This is a genomic window from Pseudomonas sp. C2B4, assembly GCF_013359695.1.
Taxonomy (GTDB): Bacteria; Pseudomonadota; Gammaproteobacteria; order Pseudomonadales; family Pseudomonadaceae; genus Aquipseudomonas.
The window spans coordinates 69,315-89,525 of sequence record NZ_JABFMU010000013.1; the positions used below are offsets into that span (position 1 = coordinate 69,315).

Annotated in this window: 19 protein-coding genes; 3 read left to right on the forward strand and 16 right to left on the reverse strand. The window is 58.6% G+C overall.

What is annotated here, in order from left to right; genetic code table 11:
- Positions 1–188: 188 nt before the first annotated feature.
- Complete coding sequence (locus HNQ83_RS11700) at positions 189–347, forward strand: DUF3309 family protein (protein ID WP_170948722.1); 159 nt, start codon at positions 189–191, stop codon at positions 345–347.
- A 61-nt stretch (positions 348–408) separates the two neighbouring features.
- Here HNQ83_RS11700 and HNQ83_RS11705 read toward each other — a convergent pair whose 3' ends face one another.
- The 10 genes from HNQ83_RS11705 to HNQ83_RS11750 all read right to left on the reverse strand — a co-directional run bounded on the left by HNQ83_RS11705 (position 409) and on the right by HNQ83_RS11750 (position 10,042).
- Positions 409–2,508: an LTA synthase family protein gene (locus HNQ83_RS11705; RefSeq protein WP_175389095.1), complete on the reverse strand. Its 2,100-nt coding sequence runs from the start codon at positions 2,506–2,508 to the stop codon at positions 409–411.
- Positions 2,509–2,879: 371 nt separating this feature from the next.
- Complete coding sequence (locus HNQ83_RS11710) at positions 2,880–3,485, reverse strand: START domain-containing protein (protein ID WP_175389096.1); 606 nt, start codon at positions 3,483–3,485, stop codon at positions 2,880–2,882.
- A gap of 42 nt (positions 3,486–3,527) precedes the next feature.
- The gene (locus HNQ83_RS11715) at positions 3,528–3,782 is read right to left on the reverse strand and encodes a YkgJ family cysteine cluster protein (protein WP_175389097.1); all 255 of its coding nucleotides are present in this window, start codon (positions 3,780–3,782) and stop codon (positions 3,528–3,530) included.
- Between the two features lie 164 nt (positions 3,783–3,946).
- A complete protein-coding gene (locus HNQ83_RS11720) occupies positions 3,947–4,420 on the reverse strand; it encodes a translation initiation factor 2 (protein ID WP_175389098.1) in 474 nt (157 codons plus the stop codon).
- 98 nt (positions 4,421–4,518) lie between these two features.
- Positions 4,519–5,958: a PLP-dependent aminotransferase family protein gene (locus tag HNQ83_RS11725; protein ID WP_175389099.1), complete on the reverse strand. Its 1,440-nt coding sequence runs from the start codon at positions 5,956–5,958 to the stop codon at positions 4,519–4,521.
- Between the two features lie 211 nt (positions 5,959–6,169).
- Positions 6,170–6,982, reverse strand: a complete 813-nt coding sequence (locus HNQ83_RS11730; RefSeq protein ID WP_175389100.1) for an OmpA family protein — start codon at positions 6,980–6,982, stop codon at positions 6,170–6,172.
- Positions 6,979–7,335 (reverse strand): DUF4398 domain-containing protein, encoded by a 357-nt coding sequence (locus tag HNQ83_RS11735; protein ID WP_175389101.1) that lies wholly within the window; start codon positions 7,333–7,335, stop codon positions 6,979–6,981. Before HNQ83_RS11735 ends, HNQ83_RS11730 begins: the two co-directional genes overlap by 4 nt.
- A 9-nt stretch (positions 7,336–7,344) precedes the next feature.
- On the reverse strand, positions 7,345–8,169 hold the full coding sequence (locus tag HNQ83_RS11740; RefSeq protein ID WP_175389102.1) for an ABC transporter substrate-binding protein: 825 nt from the start codon (positions 8,167–8,169) through the stop codon (positions 7,345–7,347).
- A gap of 193 nt (positions 8,170–8,362) precedes the next feature.
- Positions 8,363–9,292, reverse strand: a complete 930-nt coding sequence (locus HNQ83_RS11745; RefSeq protein ID WP_175389103.1) for an electron transfer flavoprotein subunit alpha/FixB family protein — start codon at positions 9,290–9,292, stop codon at positions 8,363–8,365.
- On the reverse strand, positions 9,293–10,042 hold the full coding sequence (locus HNQ83_RS11750) for an electron transfer flavoprotein subunit beta/FixA family protein (protein ID WP_008017740.1): 750 nt from the start codon (positions 10,040–10,042) through the stop codon (positions 9,293–9,295). It abuts the gene before it with no gap.
- A gap of 547 nt (positions 10,043–10,589) precedes the next feature.
- On the opposite strand from HNQ83_RS11750, the gene HNQ83_RS11755 reads away from it, so the two are divergent.
- The gene (locus HNQ83_RS11755) at positions 10,590–12,254 is read left to right on the forward strand and encodes a 4Fe-4S dicluster domain-containing protein (protein ID WP_175389104.1); all 1,665 of its coding nucleotides are present in this window, start codon (positions 10,590–10,592) and stop codon (positions 12,252–12,254) included.
- A gap of 124 nt (positions 12,255–12,378) precedes the next feature.
- On the opposite strand, the gene HNQ83_RS11760 is transcribed toward HNQ83_RS11755, so the two are convergent.
- The 6 genes from HNQ83_RS11760 to HNQ83_RS11785 form a co-directional block, all read right to left on the reverse strand.
- On the reverse strand, positions 12,379–13,797 hold the full coding sequence (locus tag HNQ83_RS11760; protein ID WP_175389105.1) for an amino acid permease: 1,419 nt from the start codon (positions 13,795–13,797) through the stop codon (positions 12,379–12,381).
- Between the two features lie 841 nt (positions 13,798–14,638).
- Positions 14,639–15,871, reverse strand: coding sequence for a 23S rRNA pseudouridine(2605) synthase RluB (rluB, locus tag HNQ83_RS11765; protein WP_175389106.1), 1,233 nt, complete (start codon positions 15,869–15,871; stop codon positions 14,639–14,641).
- Positions 15,872–16,194: 323 nt separating this feature from the next.
- Positions 16,195–17,190 (reverse strand): SMC-Scp complex subunit ScpB, encoded by a 996-nt coding sequence (scpB, locus tag HNQ83_RS11770; protein ID WP_175389107.1) that lies wholly within the window; start codon positions 17,188–17,190, stop codon positions 16,195–16,197.
- 11 nt (positions 17,191–17,201) lie between these two features.
- Entirely contained in the window at positions 17,202–17,900 is a 699-nt protein-coding gene (locus HNQ83_RS11775; RefSeq protein WP_170948721.1) for a ScpA family protein, read from the reverse strand.
- Positions 17,901–18,020: 120 nt separating this feature from the next.
- Positions 18,021–18,650, reverse strand: a complete 630-nt coding sequence (locus HNQ83_RS11780; RefSeq protein WP_160108930.1) for an L-threonylcarbamoyladenylate synthase — start codon at positions 18,648–18,650, stop codon at positions 18,021–18,023.
- A gap of 13 nt (positions 18,651–18,663) precedes the next feature.
- Entirely contained in the window at positions 18,664–19,527 is an 864-nt protein-coding gene (locus tag HNQ83_RS11785) for a PHP domain-containing protein (RefSeq protein ID WP_175389108.1), read from the reverse strand.
- 87 nt (positions 19,528–19,614) lie between these two features.
- Between HNQ83_RS11785 and HNQ83_RS11790 the strand changes: the two genes are divergently transcribed.
- The gene (locus HNQ83_RS11790; RefSeq protein ID WP_175389109.1) at positions 19,615–20,211 is read left to right on the forward strand and encodes a septation protein A; all 597 of its coding nucleotides are present in this window, start codon (positions 19,615–19,617) and stop codon (positions 20,209–20,211) included.

Consider the following 20,211-nt stretch of genomic DNA (forward strand, 5'->3'; position numbering starts at 1 on the left):
GCAAACCCTGGGCGCGTCGCCGACAACTAACGCCATTGGAAAGAAAATAATCACTTGTTCGAAAAACATTAAAAAAACTTGGAATTTTCTTCGATGGGCAGCAGTCGGATTTTTTAAGCAGCTCGAATTAATTGCATTCCCGCTGGCCATTAACGACTAGGTCATTCCTGAACGCTTACAACAAGGAAATAGACATGGGCACAATTCTACTCATCATTCTGATCCTGTTACTGATCGGTGGTTTACCCGTCTTCCCGCACTCCAGAAGTTGGGGTTATGGCCCGTCCGGTATCATCGGCGTCGTGCTGGTAGTGATATTGATCCTGTTGTTACTCGGCAAGATATGAAGTTTTAACAGGCAAAAAAAAGAGGCCCTTGATGGGCCTCTCTTTTCTATGGCGTCACGGTTTAGTCCGGCTTGCCGTCGACGACACCTGCGGTGTTATCGATCAGGCTCTTGGTCGCCGTCTGCAGGAACGCTTCCAGTTTGGTTTTCATCTCGGCGGTACGCGGTGCATCCGGCACCACTTCGGCGTGAGGCGTGGCACCCAGTTCGTACTGGTACATCTTCGGCGCCATGTCCTTGTCCCTTGGCAGCACCAGAATCTGGTCAGCAGTCACGATGGCCGTGGTCTGCTCACTGCCCGATGGCTTGATCACACCAAAACCGGTGTCGCCTTCAGGCAGGTTGAGCAAATCACGCCCCCAGCACTGATGGCGCACTTCCCCGCCGATCCGGCCCATGATGGTCGGCACGATGTCGACTTGAGTGCCGACCGTGTGGTCAAGCTTGCCGAACTTTTCCTGGATGCCCGGTGCGATCATCAGCATCGGTACGTTGAAACGGCCCAGGTCCATTTCGGTGATCTGGCGCTCGTTGCCAAAACCGTGGTCGCCGACGACGACAAACAGGGTTTCCTTGAAGTACGGCTCCTTGCGAGCCTGCTCGAAGAATTGACCCAGCGCCCAGTCGGCGTAACGCATGGCGGTCAAGTGTTCGTTCAGGCTGCCACGGTCGGTCACGCGCTCAACCGGCAATGGCGTCGGCAAGGCGTACGGGGTGTGGTTGGACAGCGTTTGCAGCAAGGCATAGAACGGTTTCTTGTCCTTGCCATCGCGGGCTTTCAACTCTTCCAGGCCACGGTTGAACATGTCCTGGTCGGACACACCCCAGGTCGGGTCGGAGAACACCGGGTTGACGAAGTCGTTACGCCCGATGAAGTTGGTCATGCCCTGATTGCTGAAGAAGCCCGACTGGTTGTCCCAGGCGAAGTCACCGTTGTAAACGTACACATCATCGTAGTCACGGGCGCTGAGCAGTTGCGGCAGACCAGACAGCTTATGGCTGCCTTCCGGCGTCTGCATCAGGTATTCGAAACCCGGCAGGTTCGGGAAGCACGCCATGGTGGCGAACATGCCTTGGTGGGTGTGGGTACCGTTGGAGAAGAAACGGTCAAACAGCAGGCCTTCCTGCGACAGTTTGTCGAGGTAGGGCGTGATGTTGCCCGATGCGCCCAGCGCGCCAACCGAGTGACCGGCCATGCTTTCCATCAGGATCACGACGACGTTCTTGATCGGCAGGGTCTTGTCGGCCGGAGGCATATAGTCGCGACGCACCGCCGCGGTCTCGCCGTCGACCAGTTTGTCGTCCTTCATCACCAGCATGTCACGTACGGTCTGCTGGGCCATTGGTTGTGGCAACGTGGCTTTCCAGATGTTGTCGCGATCTTCGGACATCCGGCTCTTCGCCGCCGCCACCAGGGACAGTGTGCCGTTGAGGCCCAGTTGGTTGGCGAAGTTGGAATCGGTGGTGTAGACGTCACCCCAACGCATGGGCGGGCCTTGACGCAAGGTGCCACGGGCCGCGACCACACAGATCAGCAGGCAAACCACGAACACCATGATGCGCGAATACCAGGGGGCCACCTGGCGTGTGCTGATGCTGCCACCGCTGAAGGGGCCACGCGGACGGGTAGCGCGGTCAGCGCCCTTGAATGCCAGGCTGAGGATCCAGGTGCCTACCGCCCAGGCCAGCAGGTAGCGAACCACGGGAAAACCGTACCAGAGCATGCTCATCACGGTTTTCGGGTCTTCCTTCACATATTGGAAGACCAGGCCGTTCAAGCGCTGGTGGAATTCACGGTAGAAATCCATCTCCATCAAGCCAAGGAACAGCGCGATGCTGGAAGCCACCGTCAGCCAGAGACGGAAGAACCCGCGGGCGGCCATGGCCCGGGCACTGAACAGCGCCAGCAGCAACGGAATGCTGAGGTACACCACCAGACGCAAGTCGAAACGCAGGCCGTTGGCGAACGCCTCAAGGAAGGTCGAGGCCGGTGTATCAAGGATCATTTCGCGGTTGTAGACCAGCAGCGCGAGGCGCAGCACGGAAAACATCACCATCATGACCAGTGCGCACAGCAGCGTGTAGGCCAGATGCGATTTGACGGTCGGTTGCAGCAAGCGAGTTGAAGCCCGCTGCTGACTCAGGGCGTCCGGGATTGCCATGTCGTTTTAGGACCCATTGGAAGTTGAAGTTTCAAAAATACAGCTGCGCCCTGCCCTCTAATTGCCAGTACCTGGCGCGGGGTTTGCGCGGTGTGCAAATGTTGCCCGAACGATCACAGCATTACCATTTATTACTGGTCAGCCCATCGTCAGGGGGCCAGATTGTCTTGGACACATTGTGAAAATATTGTTGAACGTGCATTTGGAAACAAATTAAAGGCTTTTACTGCGGACTCTTCATGACTGTGGGAGCGAGCCTGCTCGCGAAAAACGTCCTGACAACGCGATCATTCAGACAGACCGCATTATCGTTGACGCTCTTCGCGAGCAGGCTCGCTCCCACAGGGGTATTGCACAACTCGATGTCGCGCTTATTTCTCAGCGCGAGCCTTGAGGTTTTTCAAGGTATTGAACGGCGCATCAACCACGAACTTGTTGGCGACCATCGACGGTACGCTACCACCTGGCTCGGTGTGCACCTGATAGGTCACTTCAACCTGATCACCCTTGGGAACGAACTTCCAGAAGCCGTCGACCTTGGCAACCCGCACGAAGCCCTTTTCTTCAGGCAGGTACTTGGGCACGCCTTCGAGCTTGCGGGTCAGGCTGCCATCGGCGCCTTCGATGGTGGTGATGTGCAGCACCGAATCACGTGGAGTGACCGGCCATGGGGTATTGAATTGGGTGTAGGTCCAACTCTGATCGCCTTCGTGCTTGAGCAATTTTTGGATCTTGCATTCGTGAATCCAGGCGCAGGCGCCAGGTACGTCGTCCTGCAACGCACGCAACTTGGCCATGGTGGTTTTCATCAGGGTGACACCCTGGTAGGCCTTGTAATCGGAACCGGCCACTTCAGTCAGGGACACCTTGATGCCGTCCTCATTCTTGGCGACTTTCCAGTCTTCGGCCTGAGCGACCGAAGTGGCCAATACCGCCGTCAACCCACACAGGACAGCCATACGATGCAACGAACCCATAATCTTATTCCTTATTGTTGAAGTTCCGTTCGGTAAACGACATTACGCGGCAGTCATTTGCTCCCACCATCCCAGCAGCCGGATCGCTTCTTCGCTGCTGCTTCCACACACTTCGGGGTCGGCTTCAAATGCCGAGCACACCACGGGACGTTCCGGTTGGCCAAAAATGTTGCACAGGTTTTCGGCAGAAAGTTGCACGCAACGTTCCCCGGCGGCTTTGCCATTGGGCATACCGGGAATGGGCGAACTGATGGATGGGGCAATGCAACAGGCGCCACAGCCTTCACGGCATTTCATGACGACGAGCTCCTCGCGACGGGCAATGTGTTAAAGGACGCGGCACAGAGTAACCGCTAAAACAGTTGTTTTAAATTACCGGATCGCGGGTTTTTGCCTGCAAGCGGGCGTGACCGGGCAGTCTCCGACAAAGCGTCTGCTCAAGGCATCAGCACAGACGGGATTTACCGCTTGAACTCGAACTCCAATGCGGCGCCTTCGACTTCCCGGCGCTCTTCATTGCGCAGTTGCAACTGCATTTCGTTGTTGATCAATCGACCGTTGAGCTGAAATCCACTACTGCCGGACTTGTCGCCGAACATTTGCGGCAATACCGGATCGCGTTTGGGTATAGGCACCGTACCGACCGGTTTCAAGTCTTCGACCATGTCCTTGGGCAGGCTCAAATCCAGATCGGCCGAGGGGATTTGGGTCTTGGCCACCTCACTGGCCGGCTTCGACTTGGAGGCGATCGGCGGACGTTTTTTTACCACGGCGGCTTTCTTTTTGGCCGGCGCAGCTTTACTGGGGGGAGTGCTTTTTTTCGACGTTGTGCTTGCCGCCGGTTTTTCCTGAACGGAAGCGGCCATGACAGGAGCCGACTGGGCGCTCAATAACAGGCAGATCGACAACCAGGCGGCAGGAAAAATCGGTTTCATGGGGCCAACGGCGAACATCGCAAACGACAGAGGGGGCCATATGCTCGCTTGTTGCAGGCGCCATGACAAGCGCGGACAGGAAGAACCTGCCCGCCCCGTCACAAGCCCAGTGCCATCTCCTGGCAAAGCTGGGTCGCCAGCATGCCCAAGGTCATCAATGCGCGCTCGGCCTCGCGATTCCAGGGGATGCCGCAGTTCAGTCGAATACAGTGATTGAACTGTTCCGTATTACTGAAAATCAGCCCCGGCGCAATACTGATGCCCTGTTGCAATGCACGCACGTGCAGCTCTTGAGTGTTGACCCGTCCCGGCAGACTCACCCACAAAATAAAGCCGCCGGTGGGTCGCGTCATTTGCGTGCCTTCGGGGAAATACTGCTGCACCGCCAACTGGAAGGCGCTGAGGTTTTTGCGGTACTCCTGACGGATGTAACGCAAATGCCGATCGTAACCGCCATTTTCCAGATAGGCGGCAATGCCCATCTGCGTGACGCTGCAGGCTGAATGGGTACTGAAGGTCTGCAAACGCTGGATTTCCTGCTGGAACTTGCCGGCAATCATCCAGCCGATACGCACCCCTGGCGACAGGGTCTTGGAAAAGCTCGAGCAATAGATCACCCGGTCCAGCCGGTCATAGGCCTTGAGCGCCTTGGTGCGCCCCTGCTCGAACATCAATTCGCCGTAGATATCGTCCTCGACCACCTGGATATCGAAATCCGACGCCAGGCGCAGCAGTTGCTTCTGCCGCTCTTCGGGCATGGTGCCGCCCAATGGATTACTCAAACGCGTGGTCAGTACCAGCGCCTTGATCGACCATTGGTTAGCCGCCAGTTGCAAGGCTTCAAGGCTCATGCCGGTGGACGGGTCACTGGGAATCTCGATGACCTTGAGCCCCAACAGATCGGCCAGTTGCAGCAAACCGTAATAGGTCGGCGACTCGGCAGCGATCAGATCGCCCGGTCGGGTCAGCACCCGCAAGGACATCTGCAAGGCATCCACACAACCGTGAGTGATCACCACTTCCGACGGATCGACCACCACGCCGGCATCGCGCATGCGAATCGCCACTTGTCGGCGCAACGGCTCGAAACCGGGGCTGAACATGTAGCTGAACGCACGGGGGCTGTGAAAACGGGTGACTTTGGCCAATTGCTGATGCAGCGCCCGAACCGGCAGATAGTCGACACTCGGGACCGCAGCGCCCAAAGGGAACACACCTTCACGGCGGGATTCGACCAGTACCTGTTGAATGATGCTGCTGCGGGTCACCAGGCCAGGACGCTCGACCCGGGCGATATCCGGTGTCGGAGCGGTCAGGGCTGGCGTCTGGTGCACGTAGTAACCCGACTGCGGCCGGGCGCGGATCAGCCCTTGATCTTCGAGATTGGCATAGGCCTGCAACACCGTGGCATGACTGACATTGAGCTGCGAGCTCATCTTGCGCACCGAAGGCACGCGCTCTCCCGGTTGATAGACACCACGGCGGATGTCTTCAGCCAGTTGTTGAGCAATACGTTGGTAGAGCAAGAGATTGGTCATGACGCAGCACTCGATTTCACAGGCATTTTATTCTTGTCGGAAACGATACCGGAACAGTTTAGAAGTGTACTGGGACAGTTACCACAATAGTCGACCGTACAGTGCAGTGTCAGCAAAATCTGTACTGCTTTTATCGGAAAGTGCCGAGTATTTGCAGGCGCAAAAAAACCCGGCACTGACTGGCAGGCCGGGTTTTCCAGTGACGCAACCCTTACCGGGCGGCGCCTAGCTGGCCTTTTTCGTCGGAGAACACAATTTCCACGCGACGGTTCTGCGCGCGTCCCCGCTCGGAAGCGTTGGCATCCACCGGGTACTCATCGCCGTAACCTTCGACTTGAATACGCTTGTCGTCGATGCCCAGGTCCATCAACACATCCGCCACCGATTGTGCACGATCGCGGGACAGCTTGAGGTTTTCCTGCTTGCCGCCGGTACTGTCGGCATAGCCTTCGATACGCACCACACGCTTGGGATTGAGTTGCAGGAATTGCACGATCTTCAAGACCACGCGGTTGGCCGAGTTTTTCAGCTCCGCTTCACCGGTGTCGAACAGCACATCACCCAGTGTCATGACCAGGCCACGGTCGGTCTGGGTGGTGGCCAAAGCCACAATCTGTTCTTCGAGCCACTTGCCCTGCTGCTGCACGCTGAGCAGCTTGGATTCGCGCAGGGCCAGTTGCAGGCGCTGACGCTCCAACTCAAGCTTTGCGGCCCGCTCTTCGTTGAGCACTTGAGTCGTGTGCTCGCGAGCGATTTCGCTGTAGCGCTGGCTCAGGTAAGCGTAATGCGCCACATCCGAGCCGCTCCCCCAGTAGCTGGACAAACGGTCGGCACGTGCAAGGGATTCACCGGCGCGAATCACATCCTTGGGCGCGATGCGCAATACGTTGGAGTCTTCCTTGACCTTCTGGAAGTCGGCGCCCGCCTGCTGCAATGCCGCTTCACTGTGCTGACCGGCGCAGCCGTACAGGCTCGCGCAACCTGCCAGGATCAAACCGCCGATAACCTTGGACCCGAGGCTCATTGGGCATCTCCCAGTTGCTTGCGCAGGCGGGCGATACGGGTGTTGAGCACGTTCAATTGCGCTTCGCTCTTGAGGGTCAGGACCCGGGCTTCAGCCAGGCGCGCATCCAGCTCGGCCTGTTCGGCCCGCATGCGTGCATTCCTGAAGGATTGATCGTTCATGCTGCCCTTGGCACGGTTGAACTTGTCTTCGGCCAGCTTCATTTCCGGTACTTCGTCGGCGGTGGCGCCCACCGCCCTGGCTTGCTCGACGGCCTGCTCGGTCAAACGCATTTGTTCGTTCGGTGCCGGATCGGCTGCACAACCCGCCAGAGCCAGAACGGCCAGGGCAGCGAAAAGAGGTCGAATACTCACTAAAAATCCCTACTGTTTTGGAGTACTGACGGATTGTTTCTGCTGCGTATTCCAACGCTCGATGTTGCGTTGCAGCACAGCCTCCGTCAGTCCGGACGCGGGCAATTCTGTCATCTTTTTGGCCAGCTGTCCGCGCAACCACGGATCGTTGCAGGCCGAGTTGTGGGAAACAGCCAGAAACAGTCCTGGCTTGTCGACCGGTTGCATACGCGCAATCAGATCGTTGGCCATGCCCAATGTCTGCGCCATTGCCATGCCCGAGTAGCGGCCGGCCAGGACGAACTCCACCTCGCCCAACAGCAACTTCTGAAAGGCTTGTGTCAGATTGGATGTACGGGTCAGGGTCAACTGCTGCTCGGCGACGGTCGCAAATTCCGAGGTCAGTCGAGATTTCTCCGACAAAGCGCCGGAGTGACCGTGCAGGTCCTGCACGTCGTTGTAGACCAGCGGCGAATCTTTGCGGGTCCAGACCAGATAATCGTTTTCCAGCAATGGCGGATGAATATAGTCCAGGGACTCCAGTTCGCCGACCGTCAACGGTGCATCGGCCAATAGGTCCATGCGACCACTGCGCACCTCATCCAGGGCCTGGGAACGTTTGCCGGCGTAAAGCAGTTCGACCTTGATGCCCAACTCTTGCGCCACTTGCTGCAACAGGTCGGCACTGGCGCCAATCAGGTGCCTGGGGTTTTGTGGGTCTTGCCACAGGTAGGGTGGCGCATCCGGGCTGCCGGTCGCCACCAGGCGTTCGCATTTGCCGGCCGCATTCGATAGTGCCGGCAAGATTGTCAAACTCAGCAGCAATGACCAGCCACACATGCGGCGCAGATCCATGGCACTACACTCCCATTGAAGCCGTTTATATCTCTGTAGGAGCGAGCCTGCTCGCGATGGGCGTTAACGATGACGAGGGCGTTCTGGTTAAACGCGGCACCCTTGAGATCATCGCGAGCTCGCTCCTACAGGTACAAGGACAAAAAAAAGCCCGACCAGAAGGTCGGGCTCTTTTATAAGTGAAGCAGCCGGATTAGACCAGCTTCTCCAGCTCAGGGATGGCTTCGAACAGGTCCGCCACCAGGCCGTAATCGGCCACCTGGAAGATCGGCGCTTCTTCGTCCTTGTTGATCGCAACGATCACTTTGGAGTCTTTCATGCCGGCCAGGTGCTGGATCGCGCCGGAGATACCGACGGCGATGTACAGCTGTGGAGCAACGATCTTGCCGGTCTGACCGACCTGCATGTCGTTAGGTACGAAACCTGCGTCGACCGCGGCGCGGGAAGCACCCACGGCAGCGCCCAGCTTGTCGGCCAGGGCGTACAGGTGTTTGAAGTTGTCGCCGTTCTGCATGCCGCGGCCGCCGGAAACGACGATCTTGGCAGCGGTCAGTTCAGGACGATCGGACTTGGCCAGCTCTTCGCCGACGAAGCTGGAGATCGCAGCATCGTGAGCAGCAGCAACCGACTCAACGGAAGCCGAACCACCTTCAGCGGCAACCGGGTCGAAACCGGTGGCACGCACGGTGATCACCTTGACCGCAGCGTTCGATTGAACGGTAGCGATGGCGTTACCGGCGTAGATCGGGCGCTTGAACGTATCAGCGCTTTCTACCGAGATGATCTCGGAGATCTGGTCAACGTCCAGTGCAGCGGCAACGCGCGGCAGGATGTTTTTGCCGTTGGAAGTGGCGGCAGCCAGGATGTGGCTGTAGCCCTTGCCCAGTTCGGCGACCAGAGGAGCAACGTTTTCCGGCAGCTGATGCGCGTAAGCGGCGTTGTCAGCGGACAGGACTTTGCTCACGCCAGCGATTTTCGCCGCGGCTTCAGCCACGGCGCCAGCGCCCTGGCCTGCAACCAGAACGTGGATGTCGCCGCCGATTTTGGCAGCGGCAGCAACGGTGTTCAGCGTGGCCGGGGCCAGCACTTTGTTGTCGTGTTCAGCAATAACCAAGATAGTCATTTAGATTACCTTCGCTTCGTTTTTCAGTTTCTCGACCAGTTCAGCCACCGACTTGACCTTGATGCCCGCGCTGCGTGCAGCTGGCGCTTCGACTTTCACGGTCTTGTTGGTGGAGGCGGTGGAAACGCCCAAAGCGTCCGGAGTCAGCGTCTCGAGAGGCTTCTTCTTGGCTTTCATGATGTTTGGCAGCGACGCGTAGCGTGGCTCGTTCAAACGCAGGTCGGTGGTGACGATGGCCGGCAGTTTCAGGGAAACGGTCTGCGCGCCGCCGTCGATTTCGCGGGTCACGGCAACGCTGTCGCCGCTGATTTCGACTTTGGAGGCGAACGTGCCCTGACCGTAGCCGCTCAATGCAGCGAGCATCTGGCCAGTCTGGTTGTTGTCGCTGTCGATGGCTTGTTTGCCAAGGATCACCAGCTGAGGCTGTTCCTTGTCGACAACAGCTTTCAGCAGCTTGGCAACGGCCAGGGAAGTCAGATCTTCGGCGGATTCGACGAGGATGGCGCGGTCGGCACCCAGAGCCAGCGCGGTGCGCAGTTGCTCTTGAGCGGTGGACGGGCCTACGGAGACGACGACGATTTCAGTCGCAACGCCTTTCTCTTTCAGGCGTACGGCTTCTTCCACTGCGATTTCGCAGAATGGGTTCATCGACATCTTGACGTTGGCGAGGTCGACGCCGGAATTGTCCGCCTTGACGCGGACCTTGACGTTGTAATCCACAACGCGTTTGACAGCTACAAGAACCTTCATGGATTCCTCGTTACTCTCCGGTGAAAAGAAAGTCGCCTAGGCGAACCTGGCGGTTGATGCTCATCGGGCGCAAGGGCACCTCTAAAAACGCCGGCATACGTGTCAAGTGAACGTCGCTCACGATGTTCATGACCGTTCGTCAGTGGTGACCGACGAGTCATTCAATATCGCGGCGTGTAAACTGTGCGGCTAACCTGAACCGCGCATCACCTTGTACTGCCATCGCCCTGTCTTTAGAGGTGCTCTTGAAACCAACAGTCAGCCTACGGCGAGCGCAAAACCGCCCGTATCTTGACCGGAACACCTATTCCGGTCAATACGGCAAAATAGCCGTTCATAAGCCGCGTGACTTTGATTTCTCTGGCTTTGAGCCAATTCAAACAAACGTTTGTATTGGACCCTGAGAGTGGTGTAGATATAATGCGCCACCCAATGAGAAAGGTGGTTGATCGATTGTCCGCTCCCGACGATGCGCTGGGATTCATGGATGCGACACCTAACCTCCAAAATTAGAAAAAACTGTTGAGCCTTGAGTAGGAGATAGCCTGTGGAACGCGAATACATGGAATTCGACGTGGTCATCGTCGGTGCCGGCCCCGCTGGCCTGTCCGCCGCCTGCCGTTTGAAGCAGAAGGCCGCCGAAGCCGGTAAGGAAATCAGCGTCTGCGTGGTTGAAAAAGGCTCCGAGGTCGGTGCTCACATCCTGTCGGGTGCCGTGTTCGAACCACGCGCCCTGAACGAATTGTTCCCGGACTGGAAAGAACTCGGCGCGCCGCTGAACACGCCCGTCACCCGCGATGACATCTTCGTTCTCAAGAACGCTGAAAGCGCGCAGAAAGTTCCAGACTTCTTTGTGCCCAAGACCATGCACAACGAAGGCAACTACATCATCTCCCTTGGCAACCTGTGCCGCTGGCTCGCTCAGCAGGCCGAAAACCTGGGTGTGGAAATCTATCCGGGCTTCGCCGCTCAGGAAGCGCTGTTCGACGAAAACGGCGTGGTTCGCGGGATCATCACCGGTGACCTGGGTGTTGACCGCGAAGGCCATCCGAAAGAAGGCCTGTACACCCCGGGCATGGAACTGCGTGGCAAGTACACGCTGTTCGCCGAAGGCTGCCGTGGCCATATCGGCAAGCAGCTGATCAAACGCTTCAACCTCGACAACGAATCCGACGTCCAGCATTACGGCATCGGCCTGAAGGAAATCTGGGAAGTCGACCCGGCCAAGCACCAGCCAGGCCTGGTGGTTCACACCGCCGGCTGGCCGATGGACATCATGGGCACCGAAAACACTGGCGGCTCGTTCCTCTATCACCTGGAAAACAATCAGGTGGTCGTGGGTCTGATCGTCGACCTGTCCTACAGCAACACCTTCCTGTCGCCGTTCGACGAGTTCCAGCGCCTCAAGCATCACCCGGTGCTCAAGCAATACCTGGAAGGCGGCAAACGCGTCAGCTACGGCGCCCGCGCCATCTGCAAGGGTGGCCTGAACTCGCTGCCGAAAATGGTCTTCAAGGGCGGCGCACTGATCGGTTGTGACCTCGGCACCCTGAACTTCGCCAAGATCAAGGGCAGCCACACTGCGATGAAGTCCGGCATGTTGGCTGCTGAAGCCGTGGCCGATCGCCTGTTTGCAGAATCCGAAGGCGGCGACGAACTGACCGCTTACGTCGACAGCTTCAAGAACAGCTGGCTGTACGAAGAACTGTTCGCCAGCCGCAACTTCGGCCCGGCGATCCACAAGTTCGGCGCTATCGTCGGCGGTGGTTTCAACTGGCTGGACCAGAACATCTTCGGCGGCAAGCTGCCGTTCACCCTGCACGACACCAAGCCGGATTACGCTTGCCTGAAACTGGCGGCCGATTGCAAGAAGATCGACTACCCGAAACCGGACGGCAAGATCAGCTTCGACAAACTCAGCTCGGTGTTCATTTCCGGTACCAACCACGAAGAAGAGCAGCCTTGCCACCTGAAGCTGGCCGACGCGAGCATCCCGATCAGCAAGAACCTGCCGCTGTACGACGAACCAGCCCAGCGCTACTGCCCGGCCGGCGTGTATGAAGTGGTGACCAAGGAAGACGGCGAGAAGCGCTTCCAGATCAACGCCCAGAACTGCGTCCACTGCAAGACCTGCGACATCAAGGACCCTGCACAGAACATCACCTGGGTGACGCCGGAAGGTGCCGGCGGCCCGACTTACCCGAACATGTAAGCCGAACGCCCGAACAACAAATGCCCCGACTTGTCGGGGCATTTGCGTTTCTGAAGCCTGAAAAGTGAACACCCATAAAAAATGCCCGTATCTCGCGATACAGGCATTTTCTTTTGCTGACTGCTTATCGGGTTGCAGTACCCACTACAGCAGCACTTGCATCACGACGCTTATTCTTGATGCCGTAGCAGACCCACATGAACACGACCCAGACAGGAATCGCGTACACCGAGATCTGAATCCCCGGAATCAGCAGCATCACGCCGAGAATGAACACCACGAACGCCAGGCAGATGTAGTTGCCGTACGGGTACCACAGGGCCTTGAACAGCGGCGTCTGCCGGGTTTTGTTCATGTGCTGGCGGAACTTGAAGTGCGAGTAGCTGATCATCGCCCAGTTGATCACCAGGGTGGCCACCACCAGCGACATCAGCAGTTCGAGCGCGTTTTGCGGGATCAGGTAATTCAGCAGTACGGCGATCAGCGTCACGGCAGCCGAGGCCAGGATCGAACGCACCGGCACGCCGCGCTTGTCGATCTTCGCCAGGGCCTTCGGTGCATCGCCCTGCTCTGCCATGCCCAACAGCATGCGGCTGTTGCAATAGGTGCCACTGTTGTACACCGACAATGCCGCCGTCAGGACCACAAAGTTCAGGATGTGCGCGGCGGTGTTGCTGCCGAGCATCGAGAACACTTGTACAAACGGACTGCCGCTGTAGGAATCGCCAGAGGCATTCAAGGTGTCCAGCAGGCTGTCCCAAGGGGTCAGCGACAGCAGGATCACCAGCGCACCGATGTAGAAAATCAGGATCCGGTAGATCACCTGATTGATGGCTTTCGGGATCACGGTTTTCGGCTTGTCGGCTTCAGCGGCGGTGAAACCGAGCATTTCCAGGCCGCCGAAGGAGAACATGATGATCGCCATGGCCATCACCAGACCGCTGACGCCGTTCGGAAAGAAGCCTCCGTGGGACCACAGGTTGCTGACCGCGGCTTGCGGGCCGCCATGGCCGCTGACCAGCAAATAGCTGCCCAGGCCAATCATGCCGACAATCGCCACCACCTTGATGATCGCGAACCAGAACTCGGCTTCGCCAAAGACTTTGACGTTGGCCAGGTTGATTGCATTGATCAGCACGAAGAACGCGGCAGCCGTGGCCCAGGTCGGGATCTCTGGCGCCCAGTAGTGGATGTATTTGCCGACCGCGGTCAGCTCCGACATGCCCACCAGAATGTACAGAATCCAGCAGTTCCAGCCCGACAGGAATCCGGCAAAGCCGCCCCAGTATTTGTGGGCGAAGTGGCTGAAAGATCCGGCCACCGGCTCTTCGACGATCATTTCGCCCAGTTGGCGCATGATCATGAAGGCAATGAAGCCGCAAATGGCATAGCCAAGGATCATCGACGGCCCGGCGGATTTCAGTACCCCGGCCGAGCCAAGGAACAAACCGGTACCAATCGCGCCACCGAGGGCGATCAATTGAATGTGGCGATTTTTCAGGCCGCGTTTAAGCTCGCCCGAATGCGAGTTTTGTCCACTCATGAAAAGGGTCTCACGCAAGGTTTGATGATGTTCAGTAGACGTTGCTGCTTGGTTGCGACGTTAAGCGGCACCGATCAAACCCCAGCGCAGGCACCAGGAGTTCAGCGTATTTACAACGGTCATGCGTCACCTGTTTGTTTTTATCTGTGACGAAATCGAACCCGACACGCTCGTGACGTGGCGGAGTGAACAAGGCGGATAGCCTTGAGGTTTGCGCAGATGCGCAGGAGGTCACAGGTAAAACGCGGCGCATTGTACACCGCCAACCCCCTGCTGCCAGACACCACTGGATCAGTGTGTCGTTTGCCGGGATTGCCTGTGTCCGCCCCGAGAGGATCGGGCGGCTGCAAAAAGGGAGTCAGGCCTTTGCGGGCCATCGACAGGGACGGTGAAAGAACCGGCCCACGCTGGGAGCTGGAAACGGATTGCGGCGTTCATTGCGCCTCCTTTTTGTTATGCACCTGCACGACAGGCATGGCACGCATGACACCTTGCATGGGGCGGGGAAACAAGCGGGCTAGAGCAGTGGAATGCATCCAGAAAGACTGTTTTCGGAAGAATTTTCTTACAGTGCTGGAGTGATGACGATTTCACAGGGGCAACCCGTGGATTTCGTAAGGTTTTCTTTACAAGGCGTAACATTGATTTTCCGATCCGGACATCACAGCGCTGCCGCTGACGCCTTCGCGAGCAGGCTCGCTCCCACAGTGGTTCGCGTTCTTTCAGAGAGACATCGCCTTCTGTGGGAGCGAGCCTGCTCGCGAAAAACAACACAGCCGCGAAAGCCAGACCAAAAAAAACGCCAACCCGAAGGTTGGCGTTTTCATGATGCGCTTACCGATCACTCAGGCTTGCGACGACCGAACCCCGGACGCTGCCCCGATCCGGCTGGTGCGCCGCGACGCTTGCCCGATGGCTTGTCACCCTCGACCAGTTTGATCCCCGGACGCTTAGGCGCAGGCTTGGCCGGGCGCTTGGTCTCGACCGGACGGTCAGCCACCGGCGTACCGCGTCCCGCTGGAGCACCGCGGCCTTCGCCACGTTCGGTGCGACCGTTGGCCGGACGCGGAGTACGCGGGCCACGCTCACCATCCTGACGCGCGGCAGGCTTGCGACCTGGACGCTCGCCTTCGATCTGCGGCTCGCGGTTTGTACGCGGGCTGGTAGCCGGCGCATCGGTGGCAGGGCGCAGCGTGCGCACGCGCTCGGTCCGGGCCATTGGTCGCGATGATTTGCGCTGCATCCGCTCAAGCTTGTCTTTGCTCTTGGCGTTCAGCTGCGGCATGGCCACCGGCGTCAGGCCAACCTCGGCGCTGAGGATGTCGACTTCGTACTGGCTCATTTCGCGCCAGCGCCCCATCGGCAGGTCGGAGTTGAGGAACACCGGGCCGAAACGCACGCGTTTCAGACGGCTGACCACCAGACCCTGGGATTCCCACAAGCGACGCACTTCACGGTTGCGACCTTCCATTACCACGCAGTGGTACCAGTGGTTGAAACCTTCACCACCAGGTGCCTGCTGAATGTCGGTGAAACGCGCCGGGCCGTCTTCAAGCACGACGCCCGCTTTCAGGCGTTCGATCATCTCGTCGTCGACTTCACCGCGCACGCGCACGGCGTATTCGCGGTCCATCTCGAAGGATGGGTGCATCAGGCGGTTGGCCAACTCACCGTCGGTGGTGAACATCAGCAAACCGGTGGTGTTGATGTCCAGGCGACCGATGTTGATCCAGCGCCCTTCTTTCGGACGCGGCAGCTTGTCGAACACGGTCGGGCGACCTTCCGGATCGACACGGGTGCAGATTTCGCCATCGGGTTTGTTGTACATGATCACGCGGCGTACCGACTCGGCGGCTTCTTCGCGCTTGATCACCTTGCCATCAATGGTGATGGCGTCATGCATATCGACACGCTGACCGAGGGTCGCGTCTTTACCATTGACCTTGATGCGGCCGTGGCTGATCCAGGCTTCCACGTCACGGCGCGAGCCGACGCCGATACGGGCGAGGACTTTTTGCAGTTTTTCGCCTGCTGGGCCGATTGGCTGGTCGTCTTGCTGGTCGTTGATACTCATCTGGGCACCTCCCGGTGTGGTCTGCTCAAGATGCTCTGGGTTGAGGATCCTGACGTATTGAAAACTGTAACTTTGACGAGGGGATCGTCGAAGGGTCGCGAATCATACGCTCATGTCGGCCTTCGCGCATCAGAGACTAGCTGATCGATGCAAGGTTACTGGCTTTTCCGCCGACCGGTGGCGGGCAGCTGATTTTGATAATCCTGTGGGAGCGGGCTTGCCCGCGATTGCGGTGAGTCAGACAACAATGATGTCGACTGACACTCCGTCTTCGCGGGCAAGCCCGCTCCCACAGGGATCGTCGACGCCCGAATCATTTGCGGTCAGTCTTCGAATTGGCGGCGTTCGGCTTCGATGGCTTCGGCCAGGGCCTGCGCTTCAGCCTCTTCGTCCGTCAACTCGGGCGCTGGCTTGGGTTGCTCGAGCGCAGCAACGGCAGCCAGGAGTTTTTCACGGGCCTCGGCGACACCGAGGATGTCGTCTTCCTGCTCTGGCTCTGGCTCTGGCTCTGGCTCTGGCTCTGAATCTAACCCTGACTCAACCTGGGCAAGTTCGACCTCCAGCTCAATCTCGGCCCCCTCCGGATCAACCCCGGAAACCTCACCATCACGCAACAGGTCATCGAAGTCGGTCTTGAGCCCCTCCTCCATGCTGTCCAGCTCAAGCAGCAAGGTATGGAAGCTGGTTTCTTCCTTGGGCTCCTCCGGTTCGGCGCTGGCATCCGCCAACTCCTGCAACGCGGCCGGCACCGGCGCGTCGTCGAAATCAAGCACCGGGTCGGGTTCAAGCTCGCGCAGTTCCGCCAGTGGCGGCAAATCGTCGAGGTTTTTCAGGTTGAAGTGATCGAGAAATGCCTTGGTGGTGGCGAACATCGCCGGTTTGCCCGGCACGTCGCGGTAACCGACGATGCGAATCCACTCCCGCTCCATCAGCGTCTTGACGATCTGGCTGTTGACCGCCACACCGCGCACGTCTTCGATTTCGCCCCGGGTAATCGGTTGGCGATAGGCGATCAGGGCAATGGTTTCGAGCATGGCCCGGGAATAACGCTGCGGACGCTCTTCCCACAAACGACCGACCCACGGCGAAAACTTTTCACGAATTTGCAGACGGTAGCCGGAAGCGACTTCCTTCAGTTCAAACGCACGACCCTCACAGGACTTGCTCAAAATGGTCAGGGCTTTCTTGAAAACCGCCGGCTCCGGCCGCTCGCCCTCTTCGAAGAGTTCGAACAGGCGCTCCAGGGATTGCGGTTTTCCCGAGGCCAACAGAAAGGCTTCAAGCAGTGGCGCCAGCTCGCGGGGTTCACTCAGGTTCATGATTCAACTCGTTATTCGGCTCGGGCTCGCACGTGAATCGCTGCGAACGGCTCATTCTGCACCAGCTCGACCAAGGATTCCTTGACCAGCTCGAGGACTGCCATAAAGGTCACTACCACGCCCAGCCGCCCTTCCTCGGCGGTGAACAGCTCGACGAAGGGCACGAAACCGCCGCCCTTGAGTCGCTCGAGTACATCGCTCATGCGTTCGCGGGTGGACAACGCCTCGCGGCTGACCTGGTGGCTTTCAAACATGTCGCCACGGCGCAACACCTCGGCCATGGACAGCAACAATTCGGAAAGGCGCACGTCGGGCAACAATTTTCGCGCCCGGGCTTCCGGCGCATCGAGCTTGGGCACCACCACATCACGACCGACACGGCTCAAGCCATCGATGCCTTCGGCAGCGGCCTTGAAGCGCTCGTACTCCTGCAAGCGGCGGATCAGTTCGGCGCGCGGGTCTTCTTCCTCGTCCTCGACCGTTTCGGCCCGGGGCAGCAGCATCCGCGACTTGATCTCTGCCAGCATCGCGGCCATCACCAGGTATTCCGCGGCCAGCTCCAGGCGCACCGACTGCATCAACTCGACATAGCCCATGTACTGGCGGGTAATTTCCGCCACCGGGATGTCGAGGATGTTGATGTTCTGCTTGCGGATAAGGTACAGCAGCAGGTCGAGCGGGCCTTCGAAGGCCTCGAGAAAGACTTCCAGCGCGTCCGGCGGGATATACAGGTCCAGCGGCATCTCCATGACCGCCTGGCCATAGACCATGGCGAAGGGCAGCTCTTGCTGGGCTCCGGCCTGACTGTCGACGGGTTCTACTGCAGACATCTAGGCCTCGGCCATGAACGGCGCAGGGTCGCCGCAACCGGCGCGGATGACTTCCGGCTCACCGTCGGCGAGGCTGATCACGGTAGACGCCTTGATACCGCCGAAACCGCCGTCGATGATCAGGTCGACCTGATGTTCGAGCAGCTGGCGCATTTCATAGGGATCGGTAAGCGGATCTTCATCGCCGGGCATGATCAGGCTCACGCTCATCAGCGGCTCACCCAACTCGGCCAACAACGCCAGGGCGATCGGATTGCTCGGCACCCGCAGGCCGATGGTGCGTTTTTTCGGGTGCAACAACAGCCGCGGGACTTCACGGGTGGCATTGAGAATGAAGGTGTAGGGCCCCGGCAAATGGGCCTTGAGAATACGGAACGTGCCGGTATCGATCTTGGCGAACAGCCCCAGTTGCGACAGGTCGCTGCAGATCAACGCAAAGTTGTGCTTCTCATCCAGTTGACGCAGGCGTCGAACGCGTTCCACGGCGACCTTGTCACCGATCTGACAACCAATGGCGTAGGACGAGTCTGTGGGATATATCACCACCCCGCCGTTGCGAATGATCTCGACAGCCTGTTTGATCAGGCGCGCTTGCGGGTTTTCCGGATGAATCTGGAAAAATTGACTCACATTCTCTACCTGTTCAGACGGCGGCAATAATTGGGTCATGTTTGAACCGACACCACAGTGGCGGCAGATCATCCGGGAGCGGGCGGTATTCACCGATCTCGGACCAGCCTCCAGGGCCATGAAAATCACTGCCGGCGCTGACCAGCAGACCGAACTCGCGGGCCAGAATGGCCAGGCTGCCCACTTGCTCGGCAGGCTGATGGCCATTGACCACCTCGATCGCGTGGCCCCCTGCTTGAATATAGTCGGCAATCAGCCGGCGACGCTTGCTGCGGGTGAATTCATAGTGACAGGGGTGCGCCAGACTGACCCAGGCCTTGGCTGCGCGCAGGGTTTCGACGGTTTCTTCCAGGGTGGGCCAGTGCTGCTTGACATCCCCGAGCTTGCCAGCGCCCAGCCATTTGCGAAACGCCTCGGCGCGATCCTTGACGAAGCCTTCGCGTACCATCCAGTCGGCGAAGTGCGGCCGGGCCGGCGCGTTACCGCTGTCGCCCAGTTCCTGCTGGATTTCCCGGGCGCCTTCCAGAGCGCCGGGCATGCCCTTCAATGCCAGCTTGCGACTTATTTCTTCGGATCTAAGCCAGCGACCATCGTGCAATTTGGCAATCGCCTCGACCAACGGCGCGGCATTGACGTCGAAACCGTAGCCGAGCACATGAATGGTCGCACCGCCCCAGGTACAGGACAATTCGACGCCATTGACCAGATGCATCCCCAGCGCACTCGCAGCGCTGCGTGCCTCTTCGAGGCCCTCCAGGGTGTCGTGATCGGTCAAGGCCAAGACCCGCACGCCGTTCTCGAACGCACGCGCAACCAGAACCGCAGGCGCGAGAGCGCCATCGGAGGCCGTGCTATGGCAGTGCAAATCAACATTCACTAGGCTTTGTAACCTCAAATCAGCTGGCGCTATCGCGCGCCCATATGTTTGTTATTATGCCGCCACATCCTGCTTCTGGCTGCCACTGTGAAACAATTCATCGATTTCATCCCGCTCCTGCTCTTTTTCATCGTCTTCAAAATCGATCCACGGGTCGTCGACATTGCCGGCCACGAGGTAACTGTAGGCGGTATTTACAGCGCTACCGCGATGCTGATCATCAGTTCGCTGGTGGTCTACGGCACGCTGTTCATCAAGCAGCGCAAACTGGAGAAAAGCCAGTGGCTGACGCTCGTCGCCTGCCTGGTCTTCGGCAGCCTGACCCTGGCCTTCCACAGCGAAACCTTCCTGAAGTGGAAAGCCCCGGTGGTCAACTGGCTGTTTGCCCTGGGCTTCATCGGTAGCCATTTCATCGGTGACACCCTGCTGATCAAGCGCATCATGGGCCACGCGCTGACCCTGCCGGAGCCGGTGTGGACACGCCTGAACATCGCCTGGATCGTGTTTTTCCTGTTTTGCGGTGCCGCCAACCTGTTCGTCGCGTTCACCTTCCAGAGCTACTGGGTCGACTTCAAGGTCTTCGGCAGCCTGGGCATGACGCTGATATTCCTGGTCGGCCAGGGCATCTACCTGTCCCGCCATCTGCATGACACCGATACCACATCGCCTAAAACCGAGGACTGA

Excerpts from the sequence above, each read along its gene's own strand:
- HNQ83_RS11705 (WP_175389095.1), bottom strand. The coding sequence starts at position 2,508 with ATGGCAATCCCGGACGCCCTGAGTCAGCAGCGGGCTTCAACTCGCTTG.
- HNQ83_RS11710 (WP_175389096.1), bottom strand. The coding sequence starts at position 3,485 with ATGGGTTCGTTGCATCGTATGGCTGTCCTGTGTGGGTTGACGGCGGTA.
- HNQ83_RS11715 (WP_175389097.1), bottom strand. The coding sequence starts at position 3,782 with ATGAAATGCCGTGAAGGCTGTGGCGCCTGTTGCATTGCCCCATCCATC.
- HNQ83_RS11720 (WP_175389098.1), bottom strand. The coding sequence starts at position 4,420 with ATGAAACCGATTTTTCCTGCCGCCTGGTTGTCGATCTGCCTGTTATTG.
- HNQ83_RS11725 (WP_175389099.1), bottom strand. The coding sequence starts at position 5,958 with ATGACCAATCTCTTGCTCTACCAACGTATTGCTCAACAACTGGCTGAA.
- HNQ83_RS11730 (WP_175389100.1), bottom strand. The coding sequence starts at position 6,982 with ATGAGCCTCGGGTCCAAGGTTATCGGCGGTTTGATCCTGGCAGGTTGC.
- HNQ83_RS11740 (WP_175389102.1), bottom strand. The coding sequence starts at position 8,169 with ATGGATCTGCGCCGCATGTGTGGCTGGTCATTGCTGCTGAGTTTGACA.
- HNQ83_RS11745 (WP_175389103.1), bottom strand. The coding sequence starts at position 9,292 with ATGACTATCTTGGTTATTGCTGAACACGACAACAAAGTGCTGGCCCCG.
- HNQ83_RS11750 (WP_008017740.1), bottom strand. The coding sequence starts at position 10,042 with ATGAAGGTTCTTGTAGCTGTCAAACGCGTTGTGGATTACAACGTCAAG.
- HNQ83_RS11760 (WP_175389105.1), bottom strand. The coding sequence starts at position 13,797 with ATGAGTGGACAAAACTCGCATTCGGGCGAGCTTAAACGCGGCCTGAAA.
- rluB (WP_175389106.1), bottom strand. The coding sequence starts at position 15,871 with ATGAGTATCAACGACCAGCAAGACGACCAGCCAATCGGCCCAGCAGGC.
- scpB (WP_175389107.1), bottom strand. The coding sequence starts at position 17,190 with ATGAACCTGAGTGAACCCCGCGAGCTGGCGCCACTGCTTGAAGCCTTT.